Raw genomic sequence first — 12,095 nt, 5'->3', positions numbered from 1 at the left:
TTTTGTACTTGTATATTAATGTTAGTATAGTCTTTAAATTAAGGAGTACATTATGAAAGAATACAATTACAAAAATTTGGCTGACGAATCAAACTTCGGCTCTCAAGTGTATCGTGCAGGAATGTTTGATAAAATTCTTGGTATAAGCAAAACAGCAAAAGAAGCTGCGAATCAAGTAATATCTAAAATGGGTAACGATTTAAAACTAGAAGCTAGAAAAGCAGCTCAAGATGAAGTAAAAAAATAGAAGGAAAAATGCTAACTTTAGCTGAAGAGAAAGCTAACAAAATAGCTACCGAAAAAGCTAATCAAATAGAAAAAAAAATATCGACTTCAATTGATAAGACAGTAAAGTCAGTAGAAGCAAATGCTAAAAAAGCAGTGAAAAAAGTAGGACCGGAAGTTGCAGATCTGCTAAAGCCAGAAATAAAAACTCAGGTAGAAGAAGCAGTAAAAAAATACACTGAAGAAAAAATTGAAAGCCTTATAAAACCTGAAATCACAGACAAAATAGCCGATATTGTCACTTCACAAAGCAAAGAAATAAGAATACTTTTAGAAGATGAAATGAATAAATTAATCGAAGATGCACATAAAAATTTGAATGGGAAAATAGATCAGATTAAATGTGAACTTACAGAAATAAAATCTAATATCTTAGAAGCTAGTGCAAAAAGTTTCCTTGAGAGCGCAAAATTATTGTCTTTTGCTGCACAAGATGAAATATGTGAAAACCAAGATTTAGTGTATTTTTAATCACAACAGGGGTTTTATATAAGGTTTTTATGTTTTTTTTAACCCATAAAAACCTGAGGATAAATGAAGAGAAAAATATCTGTTAAGTTGCATGGCTACTGTGCAAAATATTGAAGCAAAAAGGTTTCATCCCAGTGCTCAGACACTGGGATCCATTGTTCCTTTCTGGATTACAGCGTCACGCGCTGGAATGACACCTATTTGTTTTTAGTACTTCCTTTCCTGTCATTCAATTAGCCTTTTCTTTTCATTCCAGTGCCTAGACACTGGTGCTCACAAGCAAACTAATCATAGGAGGTATTATAATAAAAACAACGTTTGCAATGAAACTACATAAAGCAAGTGTCACAAACCGGAATGACAACTATTATTGTTTTTACTTTATATCTTTATTTGTCTATCTTATTTTGCCATTCTGTTGAACGAATACAGGAAAATAAACTGTAATATCTAACTTTGATGCAAAAAGATCAACATATAACACGTAAAAGTTACTGAATCACTTTAGCCATATATAGAATTATTTTGTTAAATATTCTCTACTCCCAGGTTTCATTATGGGTAATTGTTTTAATTCACTTGGCAGTTCTTCCTCGCTATAGTTTTTGATATTTAGTTCAATCAAAGATATGATAGGAAAAGGTAGTTTTGTTTCACTATTTCTCTTGATCAAAGAAGCTCCAGCAACAACTTTACCTCCCTTCTCTTCTGCACATTTTACTGCTTCAAGTGAAGATTTACCTGTGGTAATCACATCTTCAATTAGTAATATCTTCTCACCTTGTTTAATCTCAAATCCACGGCGTAATTCAAATTTACCATTAACACGTTCGCAAAATATTGTTCGGATTCCAAGCTGTCTACCAATCTCATAACCCACGATTATTCCACCAATTGCAGGAGATAGTATTAAATCTATGGGTTCAATAAGCTCTTTTCTTATTTTATTCGCCAATAGCTCACAAACGTTCATTGCTCTGCTTGGATTTTCAAAAATTTTAGCGCATTGTATGTAAGTGTTGCTGTGCAGCCCTGATGAGAGTACAAAATGTCCGTGCAAAATCGCACCAGCCTCTTCAAATTCTTTTATTATTGTATTATCTAATATCATTCTTGAGTTTTAAATTCTTTATTAATTATCTGTGTTATACAGATATCAGACCACACATTTATTGCAGTTTCAAACATATCAATGATTGTATAAATAGGCACAATCAATCCCATAATGTACAAAGGAACATTCATTGATACCAAATAACTAGTTGCCATAAAATAGCACCCCATCGGCACTCCAGCGTTACCAATTGCAGCTCCTGTAGCTAAAAAAATCCATATGAACATCTCACTTAAGGAAAATGTGTGCCCATTCATCTCTGCAACAAACATCACTGTGATTAAAATAAATGCAGCACACGCATTCATATTGACTGTTGTGCATATTGGTAGAATAAAAGATGACAATTTCTTTGGTACCTTTAGCTGATTTTGCACACATTCTATAGTTGTAGGCAGCGTTGCACTAGATGATTTAGAAAAAAATGCAAGTGTAAGTGCTGGCATAACACCTTTCATCGTTTGAATTGGTGATATACCTTTATGCCACATGAGTAGTGGCAAAATCACAAATGCTTGCACGAAATTTGCAGACATTATGCAAGCAAAATACCAAAAAAGACTATGGAATTCGCTGCCACCTTTTAACTCGTATAAAAAACATGTGATAAAAGACCATACAGCAAGAGGAATAAACTTTAATAACCCTTGAGCAATTCTAAGAAGTGTATCAAATAGTGCAGAAAATATTTGGTGTAATATATCTTGTTTTTCTTTTGAGAGCGAAATAATAGCTCCACCCATCAAAAAAGCAATCAATATGCTGCCAATAACGTTATTTTCAAGAAAAACTTGCACAAAATTTGATGGAATGAGTGATTTTAAGTATGAAAAGTAATTGTGGTTGCTGTCACTCACACTTTCTATTGTGTTACTTATGAAATTTTTTCTTACTGGATCTATAAATAAATAGAAAGATAGCGCAACAAATGCAGCTATAATGGTTGTAAGCAGCGTATAAAACAGCGTCTTCTTAAGTAATACTTTAATTTCAATTGAGTCTTTAAACCCTAAAATTGTGGACACGATAGATAGAAAAACCAAAGGTAAACTGATTAATTTCAACAAACTGATGAATATATCACTAAATAGATTTGCTACTTCAAATATCACTTCATTATCTAAATAGTAAGCGACAACTGCAAATAGTATAGAAAAGAACATTGCAAGTTTGCGCATTGAAAATAAAACCTCAAAATGATATTATACAATAATTTTTGGAATTAGGTTAAGATAATCAGCAGCAGCTATCTACCTAACACTCTTATCTCCCACTCAAGTTCAATGTTAAATTTATCTTTTACTGCATCTTTTACTCTGTTGCCAAGGTTTTCTAAGTCGAATGCAGTTGCGTTATTGTAATTGAGCAGAAAATTACAATGTTTCTTAGAAATTTTAGCTCTACCGTTACTTAATCCTCGGCAGCCAGACTCATCAATCAGTTTCCATGCCTTGCAGCCTATTGGATTTTTGAACATACAACCAGCAGTTTTTCCTCTTACTGGTTGACTTTTATTTTTTTTATCAATAACTTCTTTCAATCTTTGCAATATAAGCTCATACTCTGAACTTACTCCTTTAAATTCAGCTTCAATAAAAATCCACCTGCCTTTTAGACTATGTCCACGATAAAAATATCCCATTTCTTCACTGGAAAATTCATATAAATTTCCATCTTCTAGATTCACTGCCCTTATAAACTTTACAACACTCGCAATATCACTACCATATGCACCTGCATTCATCTCTATCCCACCGCCAACTGTTCCTGGAATTCCAGCAAGAAACTCAAGCCCACTAATTTGCTGTTCCCCGGCAAAGTATGCAAGGTTACTAAGCAATGCAGCACCACCTGCAACAATGGAGTTATTATCTTTACATTTTATATATGCAAATTCCTTGCCTAATTTCACCGTTATTCCTCGAATGCCACTATCTTGCACTATTATGTTAGATGTTGCACCGATAATGCTAATTGGTAACTCAGTATCTTTTATCAAGCACATTAGATCTTCAACGTCACGTGGTTTAAATAGTACATCAGCTTGGCCACCAACATTTAACCAAGTCATTTTAGACATTGAAACATTATAACGGTAGATTCCACATACTTTAGGTAAGCTTATAAGCATTTTGATTTTAACTCTAATCCTGCATCCATACCCATTTTTTCTGCATCTTCTACAAACGAAGTGCGTTCAGTAAAGTATATAACTCTCTCGCCCGCTAACATACAATAAAGATGTAGCATGTTTTCACTCACATATTCTGCTAAAGCTGCAAGCGGTGTAAAGCATGAACCATTTACTGTCTTCATGAAACTGCGCTCTGATTTTGCCCTTATAAAAGACATATTATTATTAATTTTCTCTAAAAGATCGATAACTTTTATATCATTCTTTCGGCATTGAATGCAAATTGCCCCCTGCCCTACTGCGCTTAACATGACTTTTGGTGGCAATACCTCTGTAATTAAGTGATATTTTTTTAATCTTATCAGCCCTGCTTCAGCTAAAATCATTCCATCAAAATTCTGATTTTGCAGTCTAGTTGTCACATTTCCACGCAGTGACACTACATTTAAGTCTGGCCTGAGATTTAACAGCTGAACTTTTCTTCTTATTGAAGAAGTTGCAATTGTAGCCTGCTGTGGCAAAGTTTTTAGGCTCTTATATTTATGAGAAATAAATACATCACATGGACTTAGCCTCTCTAAAACACAAGGAATTGTTAAGTCCTTCGAGAAAAACGCAGGTACATCTTTTAGCGAATGAACCGCCATATCTATATTATTTTTGAGTAATTCAGCCTCAATCTCCCTGAGGAACAGTCCTTTACCTCCTATTTCAGCAAGGGTTACATTAGCATATTTATCACCAGAAGTTTTGATTTTAATGATCTCAACGGATAGATTAGGAAAAGACTCTAATAATCTTTGTTTTGCTTCCAAAGCTTGGATGATCGCAAGGTCGCTTCCTCTCGTACCTATTTTAACTAGCATATATCCTTCATATTATATGTCTATATTCTATGTCCATTTTTTATTATCTCCAGTTTAGTTATTGAATACTTTATAATTAGTGCATAGTATCACGAACATTTAGTAATCGACGAGTATGTATGTTTGATATTTTAAAAGATTCTAATGGCAGATTTAATAAAAAGAATATTTTACCTCTTGTAGGTGCCACTGTCGCTATTATTCTAACAGCATTAAGTGCAGTAGTAGCAATTCCCAGATTTTCCTCTCACCCCTCTCTATCTAGTCCTCTCGGTTGGAAAGATTTAAGTTATAATAAATTTCTTGCTAATCACATACCACTTAGCATAGTTATTTTCTTAACACTTGGTTTATGCACTTACCTTGCAATTGACAAAATTAGACAAAACAAACAGAGAATCTGAGAGCCAACTCTGAACCTAATACATGTGTTTATACTGCTTCAATAAATGATGTTCTAGAAGAACAAAATCAATTATAGAGATATTGGTTCTAGGCTTGTTTTTTATCTTTCACGGACCTTTTCATTTAGGTGCTTGTGATTAGCAACCATCCAGTTTACACTGTACCTAAGTATAGTTTAAATTTATGCTAAACAAGCTCACAGTTAAATCTCTTTCAGTATTGCTAATTTCTTTGTTATCTTTATATATAATACTGCCAAACTTCTTTGATAATAAGTTTCTCACCTCAAAAAAGAGGATAAATCTAGGGCTCGACCTGAAAGGTGGATCATCTATACTCCTGAACGTAGACTTAGATTTTTACTTCAAAGAGAAACTAAGCATGCTAACCGATGAAATAAAAGAAGGTCTGTTAACACAAAAGATTGAATTTAGCGCAAAAAACGATAAACAAGTGGTTGTAACTTTAAATAATATTGATGATTACAAAAAAGTTTCAACGTTAATACATAAAATAAACCCAAATTTAGAATTGAGTAGAAAAAATACTGCAATTTTCATTTCATATAAACCGCATTATAAGAATTCATTAATCAATGAAGTAGTTTCAGAGTCAATAGTTAATGTTCAAAGACGCTTAGATAAGCTTGGTACTAAGGAAGTAAGTGTGCAAAAACAAGGACAAAATAAGATATTAGTCCAAGTTCCTGGAGTAGAAGACACTCAGCAGATAAAATCTCTGCTTGGCAAAACAGCCAAGCTGGCCTTCCATTTGGCAAACACCAATGTAGCTAAAATGCAAGATATCGATCATGACACTACGATTATGCTCAAGGATTCTTTGGGTAATTCCTACCCGATATTCCGCAAAACTGAAATAGGCGGTGATTCATTAGTTAACGCATCAGTTAGATTTGGCAATTTAGGTAAACCAACAGTACATTTCAAATTCGACAGCATAGCAAGCAAAAAATTTGCAAAAATTACTAAAGAAAATGTAGGAAAGCCTTTTGCAATTGTTTTAGATAACACAGTCTTAACTGTACCAACAATACGTGAACCTATTCTAAATGGAGAGGGAGAAATTAGCGGTAATTTCACTGAAAAACAAGCGAGTGAACTTGCAATACTTTTAAAATCAGGTGCACTACCTGCACCACTTAAAATAATTGAAGAAAAAAACATTGGTCCAAGCCTTGGAGAAGAGTCAATAAAAGCGGGAGAAATTGCAGCAATAATTTCTATCATAGCCGTTGGTTTATCTATAATCATTACTTACGGCAAATTAGGCTTGTTAGCGTCTGTTGCACTCGTTTTTAATGTAATCTCTATACTACTCATTCTTACCTTACTTGAAGCAACTCTTACTCTCCCTGGAATTGCTGGAATTGCACTAACTGTTGGCATGTCGGTGGATGCAAATGTTTTAATATTTGAACGCATCCGCGAAGAAATAAGAGCAGGAAAAAGAACAGCTCGTGCCATTGAAGAAGGGTTTAAAAATGCAATAAAAACAATTCTTGATTCAAATCTCACTACACTGATTGCTGCAGGAATAATGTTCATTATTGGTAGCGGAGCAATTAGAGGGTTTTCTGTCACTTTATCGATAGGAGTTTTATGCTCGATGTTTTCTGCAATTATAGTCACAAAACTTCTGATAGAATTGTGCATCAACCCACAAAAGCTAGTACTTTAGTATCTGTTCAGCAGAGTGACAAAATAAGATAGACGAGAAAAGACAACTAAATGGTTGTCATGCAAGTAGCTATCCAGTCTTTTCGTCGTCAAAAACTTTGTAACATGCTTACCAATTTAGTGAGCATAAAACCAATATATTTGTGGAGGAAAAGGAAAAAAGAAACAGAAACCATCTTCAGGCTATCACAAAGGATATGGCCATAAGATTAAAGATATGGATAGATTTATCAAATTTCTGAATGGAAATCAGGATATTAGAATTGAAAAGATAATTGAAGAATTTGGTAATATGTGTAGAAGCACAGTATATAACTACCTTAGCAAAGTAAACTATACATATAAAAAAAACTTTTCTTTATCGAGAAAGAGATAAAGAGAAACGCAAAGAGTTCATAAAAAAAGTAGAAGAAATAAATAAAGAAAACTTGATATACATAGATGAGTCTGGAATAGAGGACAATGAATTTTATGAATATGGGTGTTCTCAAAGAGGCAAGAGGTTATTTGCCCAGGGTTCAAAAGAAAGAAGGTAAGCATGATTGGAGCACTGAATGAAGGAAAAGTTAAAGCACCATGGATAATTGATGGCTACTGCAACAGCGAGATTTTTGATGCTTATGTAGAAAATGTACTTGTCCCTGTATTTAAACCTGGACAGACTATTGTTCTCGACAATGCGAGTTTTTATAAATCTGCAAGGACGAAAAATTTGATAGAAAATATTGAGTGTAAAATTTTGTTCTTGTCTCCATACTCGCCAGATTTAAATCCAATTGAGAAGTTCTGATCAAGCACTCCATAAGAAAGGCTCTACAAACCTTTTGGCCCAATATTAATTCGGCTATTGATTTTGTCTTTCAGTGCTCGAGCAGATCTTACTTCGGTTAGCTATATCACTAAAATCTCGTATTCTACATTTGACTTTAATAGCTCTTTATCTTCCTGAAATCTGAATGTTTTATCAATGCATCTTCTATTCAGCCGTTAGCAATACTTTCACTTATTCCATAACTTTTCGCTATATGGAAATATGTACGGTATTTACGCAAATATTCTAGTGCTATTAACAAACATGCATTGTTTATTTGGTTTTCCTCCTCTTGCCTTTTTCTTGGCCTCTTCCTCTATTAAAATTTCTATTATTTTTCCAATGTTTTTCTTTTTACTCCTCTTAGTCTTCGAAGCTTCTCTTCATCAAGTTTACTTACCTGCTCAAAATTTATACCTTCCCTAATATTGCTTCTACTACTTGTTTCTTAAGTTATCCAAGAAGTCTAATGGCAAGAAAAGAAGCACTGACCACTTTTGCTTCAGATGCCCTTGAACAGATATTATTACTAAAAATTAAACATCAAACCAACTTCAATATTATGAGTGGATATATCATCTGCAATAGGTATTGGGATACTAAAGTAACGATAGCCGAAAAAGGTTTTAACTTCTGGGATTATTGAGTAGTCAACACCAAGCTTTATTTGATAAGCAAACCAAGGAACATTCAGTGGCATTGAATTTTCTAGTGATCCATTAATCTTTTTTAATCTAAAAACTGTTGGCCCTATACCAAGACCAATATACGGAGCAAATTGTGTATCTCGAATGCTGGAGTTATAATAGAAGTTTAATAAAAATGCAAACACCCTTGCTGATTTCTCAAATACCGGAGGAGAATTACTATCTTCAATATTGGCTGTAGAATACATAGCTTCAAAATCAACTCGGCCATTTTCCCCAGCATAGTAACCTAAAGATACGCTCCTAAGCCACTGGAAATCAATTTTGCCGTTAAATTTCTCTATACTCTGAATTTCATCCACTAATCCCGCTTTGATAAACAATGATACTACTTTTTCTTGCAAAGAAAGATTAGGATTAGCTGTATTGATTAAATTAATAAACCTTTCTCCTATTGCCTTTATACCCTTTACAAATGTTTCTGAATTATCATGGCATATCTTACCACCGTTAGCACTAACATAGAAATCAAGTTTTTTTGATTTTTCCTTTGTAGGCTCAGCTTGATCTGCAATACTTGGCCACATATTTTTCTGATTAGCTACTTGGAAAACAGAAGGTGAACTACTTTTAAGTTCTTGATATTTTATTGGTATTTCTTTTTCAGCAACCTCTTCAGAACGTATTACACTTTCATTATTATCTGTTTCTAATTTTAACGGTTGTACTTGCTCAATGTGTGTATTGTTACTGATATAAGTAATAAAAAAATAGACACACGGAATGAAGATAAAAAATAAAGCAATAGATACTCTAATTATCATAAATGAATTATCACTTATAGTATAACTACTATATCATATATTCCTTTAATGTACAAAAATTAAGAAATAATATTTCCAATTAAACAATTATTTTCTATTCCTTTAACATGAGCTTTCACAATACTTTTAGCTTGAACTCTTGATGTAAGTTTTGTTAATGCAAAATTTTCTGTTCTACCAATATTATTCTGCTCAACCAAAACGCTTTGCTCAGTGCCGAGCAAAGATTGATAAAAACTGCTCATCATTTCTTTATTTATTTCTCTTAGATGCTTTACTCGTTCTTTACGTACATTCTCTGGTATTTGTGGCATCCGTGCAGCAGGTGTGTTTTTCCGCTCTGAATATGGAAAAGCATGTAGATAAACTACATTTATTTTTTTCAGTAAATCAACTGTATCCTGAAACATTTCATCAGTTTCTGTTGGAAATCCAGCAATAATATCAGCGCCAAATGCTATATTAGGTCTTAAGCTCTTCATTTTATGACAAAATTCTATCACTTGTTCTCTGTTGTGACGACGTTTCATTCTCTTTAGTATTAAATTATTACCAGACTGTAGACTCAAGTGTAAGTGAGGCATAAGTCTTGACTCATTAGCTATTAAATCCATTAGTTCATCATCAACTTCAGCAACATCAATAGAGGAAAGTCTTAGTCTCTTTAACTGTGGTATATCCTTTAAAACTCTTCTAATCATTGAACTGAGTGATTGCTTACCAAACAAATCTGTACCAAAGTCAGTAATATCAACACCTGTAAACACCACTTCTTGATACCCATTTTCTATAAAAATCTTAATTTGCCCTATAATATTGTTTACTGGCACAGATCGATTATTTCCTCTTGCCTCAGTAATTGAGCAAAATGTACAACTATGATTACAACCATTTTGAATTTCAATAAATGCCCTTGATTTATCTTCAAATCCATTAATGAGAATAGGTTCTACTTGGTTATCACTGACTAAGATTTCATCATTATTTAGTAGATAATTTTCAGCTCTTAGCTTGTCTTGATTACCTAGCACTTTACTTACACCAGGAATATCACTATATGATTTAGGATCTAATTGAACAGCGCAGCCAACTACGATAATTTCTTTACTTGGGTCGTTTTTATAGATCTTACGTATTTTTTGCTTCACTTGGCGTTCTGCTTCGTTTGTCACTGCACAGCTATGCACTACAACAACATTTTCTCTCTTTGCTTTTTTTAATGCTTCTTTGATTAACTCGCTCTCGTAAAAGTTTAGACGACAACCAAACGTTATCACTTCATTCATGCTTTTGCTTTAATAGATCTAAATTATATCAAATATCCAAGCAAAATGACTATTTTTTGGTGGATAAATGTATAACTAGTGCAAAAATACCATCAATCTCACTTTCTTCTTTTTAAATATAAAGATCTTTACACCAAGAAACATCATTGTGGCCAACCCTTTGATTATCGATCTTTTCTCCCTGGGCGAGATACTCACCACCATTTTCAATAAAGTTAACATCATATGATTGAGCCATATCTCTTAATTCACGGATAAAAGCAAGCTGAGCAATGTTTTGCTCAAAAAAATACGACTTTTCAGGTTTAGAATAAAGTATTGCACACATTATATCTTTTTCAGGCTTAGCTTGGAGTATCTCTTCAATTCTCTCTTTTCCTAGCTTTTCTTCAAATTTTGTCTTTATTCTATCTTGGCTAAGTATATTTTGTTTATAGAGAGTGATATTAGTTTTTCTGTCAGATTAAGTTGCGTCTAGTACAACTGACTATGCAAATAAGCTAACAGAACTTGAGATATTTTAATTATTATCAAGGTGAAGTTTCACGTTTTTTATTAAGAGGATCCACATCTGGATCTTCTATATAGTTTTGAGGTTGTTCTTGAAACACAAGACGTGCTCCCTCAAAGTTATACTCCTCACCTTCATATAAAGAATCTTCTTCTTCAAAATTGTGTTCTATTTCTACTTCAAACTTGAATCCTAACTTCTCGCAGAATTTGTAGAAATATTCTTTAATGGTATCAAATAAACTTCTGCCATCAATTTTGTAGTCTCTCAATTTTCGGGGCACAGTAAGTGACAATTTGCCATCTTTATATATCACATCATCTTTCCCATCTTGAGATTCAAGTGCGAATTCTAGTGAGCTGTTCAATTTACATAATTCTTCATTTGGCTTTACAAGTACGGTGGCAGAGATTAGCTCTTTAACTGTGACTTCTACACGTTCTGAATTACTGCAATTAATATATGTTGTATGACTGGAGCTGAAAGTTAATTCATGTATTTTAGTTACATGAAAAAGAGGACTATCCTCATTATATAATGCACCTACATAAGCAGCTTGGTTACAGTTAGTAACTAGTTCTTTTAAGATAGAATCGCTTGGAACTTGAGCTTCAGCATATTTGAACATTGCCTTGAAAACTTCTTTTCCAAACGCACGATAACTTTTATTTTCATCTCCTTCTTTTGGTAATAGATGAGCGTACCCTTTACCTAGATTATAAAACTTTTCAAACTCCTCTTTAATATTGGTCGGTTTTTTTATTGCCAGGTATCCCTTGATTTTTATAATACCTATCCCAAACTTCATCAAAATTGTATTGCTTAGCTCCGTCTATCAATGCACCAATTAAACTTTCGTCTAGATTTTTGCTGTTAATAACAAATCTCATTCTTCGAAAATCTTCATACATCTGCTCACCAGTGTTTGCTGACTCATTGGTTTTATCAGCCCTTAACCTGCTAAAATCAAACTTTTCCGCTTGAGCCTTTAGCGTAACTACTGGATTTCCCTTTTTTTCCTGTATAGAGTTGTTCATTGTTAAT

General features: G+C 33.3%; 12 protein-coding genes and 2 pseudogenes. 5 read left to right on the top strand and 9 right to left on the bottom strand.

Features of this window, described 5'->3' with window-relative positions; genetic code table 11:
- Positions 1–52: 52 nt before the first annotated feature.
- Both ABWU33_RS02455 and ABWU33_RS02450 read left to right on the top strand, forming a co-directional pair.
- Positions 53–247: a hypothetical protein gene (locus tag ABWU33_RS02455; RefSeq protein ID WP_246433227.1), complete on the top strand. Its 195-nt coding sequence runs from the start codon at positions 53–55 to the stop codon at positions 245–247.
- Positions 248–255: 8 nt separating this feature from the next.
- Positions 256–756 (top strand): hypothetical protein, encoded by a 501-nt coding sequence (locus tag ABWU33_RS02450; RefSeq protein WP_264337609.1) that lies wholly within the window; start codon positions 256–258, stop codon positions 754–756.
- A 520-nt stretch (positions 757–1,276) separates the two neighbouring features.
- Here the strand turns inward: ABWU33_RS02450 and pyrE are convergent.
- From pyrE to hemC, 4 genes are all read right to left on the bottom strand, one after another.
- Positions 1,277–1,867, bottom strand: a complete 591-nt coding sequence (pyrE, locus tag ABWU33_RS02445; protein WP_211908390.1) for an orotate phosphoribosyltransferase — start codon at positions 1,865–1,867, stop codon at positions 1,277–1,279.
- The gene (locus tag ABWU33_RS02440) at positions 1,864–3,048 is read right to left on the bottom strand and encodes a dicarboxylate/amino acid:cation symporter (RefSeq protein WP_353280967.1); all 1,185 of its coding nucleotides are present in this window, start codon (positions 3,046–3,048) and stop codon (positions 1,864–1,866) included. Before ABWU33_RS02440 ends, pyrE begins: the two co-directional genes overlap by 4 nt.
- A gap of 68 nt (positions 3,049–3,116) precedes the next feature.
- Positions 3,117–4,001, bottom strand: a complete 885-nt coding sequence (murB, locus tag ABWU33_RS02435) for a UDP-N-acetylmuramate dehydrogenase (RefSeq protein ID WP_211908394.1) — start codon at positions 3,999–4,001, stop codon at positions 3,117–3,119.
- Entirely contained in the window at positions 3,992–4,870 is an 879-nt protein-coding gene (gene hemC / locus ABWU33_RS02430; protein ID WP_211908397.1) for a hydroxymethylbilane synthase, read from the bottom strand. The genes murB and hemC overlap by 10 nt, the downstream gene beginning before the upstream one ends.
- A 119-nt stretch (positions 4,871–4,989) precedes the next feature.
- Between hemC and ABWU33_RS02425 the strand changes: the two genes are divergently transcribed.
- The 3 genes from ABWU33_RS02425 (at position 4,990) to ABWU33_RS02415 (ending at position 7,762) form a co-directional block, all read left to right on the top strand.
- Positions 4,990–5,274 (top strand): hypothetical protein, encoded by a 285-nt coding sequence (locus ABWU33_RS02425; protein ID WP_246433229.1) that lies wholly within the window; start codon positions 4,990–4,992, stop codon positions 5,272–5,274.
- A gap of 184 nt (positions 5,275–5,458) precedes the next feature.
- Complete coding sequence (gene secD, locus ABWU33_RS02420; protein WP_211908399.1) at positions 5,459–6,973, top strand: protein translocase subunit SecD; 1,515 nt, start codon at positions 5,459–5,461, stop codon at positions 6,971–6,973.
- 537 nt (positions 6,974–7,510) lie between these two features.
- Positions 7,511–7,762, top strand: coding sequence for a transposase (locus ABWU33_RS02415; protein WP_211908401.1), 252 nt, complete (start codon positions 7,511–7,513; stop codon positions 7,760–7,762).
- 199 nt (positions 7,763–7,961) lie between these two features.
- On the opposite strand, the pseudogene ABWU33_RS02410 reads toward ABWU33_RS02415, so the two are convergent.
- The 5 genes and pseudogenes from ABWU33_RS02410 to ABWU33_RS02390 form a co-directional block, all read right to left on the bottom strand.
- Positions 7,962–8,198 (bottom strand): annotated as a pseudogene (locus tag ABWU33_RS02410) (transposase family protein); the annotation flags it as partial.
- A gap of 114 nt (positions 8,199–8,312) precedes the next feature.
- Positions 8,313–9,254: an outer membrane protein gene (locus ABWU33_RS02405; protein ID WP_211908405.1), complete on the bottom strand. Its 942-nt coding sequence runs from the start codon at positions 9,252–9,254 to the stop codon at positions 8,313–8,315.
- A gap of 59 nt (positions 9,255–9,313) precedes the next feature.
- The gene (mtaB, locus tag ABWU33_RS02400) at positions 9,314–10,540 is read right to left on the bottom strand and encodes a tRNA (N(6)-L-threonylcarbamoyladenosine(37)-C(2))-methylthiotransferase MtaB (RefSeq protein ID WP_211908406.1); all 1,227 of its coding nucleotides are present in this window, start codon (positions 10,538–10,540) and stop codon (positions 9,314–9,316) included.
- Positions 10,541–10,652: 112 nt separating this feature from the next.
- Positions 10,653–10,868, bottom strand: coding sequence for a hypothetical protein (locus ABWU33_RS02395; RefSeq protein WP_211908407.1), 216 nt, complete (start codon positions 10,866–10,868; stop codon positions 10,653–10,655).
- A gap of 202 nt (positions 10,869–11,070) precedes the next feature.
- A pseudogene (locus ABWU33_RS02390) lies at positions 11,071–12,088 on the bottom strand (hypothetical protein).
- Positions 12,089–12,095 lie beyond the last annotated feature (7 nt).

The organism is Wolbachia endosymbiont (group B) of Cyclophora punctaria, assembly GCF_964028235.1.
Lineage (GTDB): Bacteria > Pseudomonadota > Alphaproteobacteria > Rickettsiales > Anaplasmataceae > Wolbachia.
This window is presented reverse-complemented; position numbering and strand designations above follow the sequence as displayed.

Bases quoted from the DNA above. Each gene is read 5' to 3' on its own strand.
- secD (WP_211908399.1), top strand. From the start codon at position 5,459: ATGCTAAACAAGCTCACAGTTAAATCTCTTTCAGTATTGCTAATTTCT.
- murB (WP_211908394.1), bottom strand. From the start codon at position 4,001: ATGCTTATAAGCTTACCTAAAGTATGTGGAATCTACCGTTATAATGTT.
- ABWU33_RS02450 (WP_264337609.1), top strand. From the start codon at position 256: ATGCTAACTTTAGCTGAAGAGAAAGCTAACAAAATAGCTACCGAAAAA.
- pyrE (WP_211908390.1), bottom strand. From the start codon at position 1,867: ATGATATTAGATAATACAATAATAAAAGAATTTGAAGAGGCTGGTGCG.
- ABWU33_RS02425 (WP_246433229.1), top strand. From the start codon at position 4,990: ATGTTTGATATTTTAAAAGATTCTAATGGCAGATTTAATAAAAAGAAT.
- ABWU33_RS02395 (WP_211908407.1), bottom strand. From the start codon at position 10,868: ATGTGTGCAATACTTTATTCTAAACCTGAAAAGTCGTATTTTTTTGAG.
- ABWU33_RS02415 (WP_211908401.1), top strand. From the start codon at position 7,511: ATGATTGGAGCACTGAATGAAGGAAAAGTTAAAGCACCATGGATAATT.
- ABWU33_RS02405 (WP_211908405.1), bottom strand. From the start codon at position 9,254: ATGATAATTAGAGTATCTATTGCTTTATTTTTTATCTTCATTCCGTGT.
- ABWU33_RS02440 (WP_353280967.1), bottom strand. From the start codon at position 3,048: ATGCGCAAACTTGCAATGTTCTTTTCTATACTATTTGCAGTTGTCGCT.
- mtaB (WP_211908406.1), bottom strand. From the start codon at position 10,540: ATGAATGAAGTGATAACGTTTGGTTGTCGTCTAAACTTTTACGAGAGC.
- hemC (WP_211908397.1), bottom strand. From the start codon at position 4,870: ATGCTAGTTAAAATAGGTACGAGAGGAAGCGACCTTGCGATCATCCAA.
- ABWU33_RS02455 (WP_246433227.1), top strand. From the start codon at position 53: ATGAAAGAATACAATTACAAAAATTTGGCTGACGAATCAAACTTCGGC.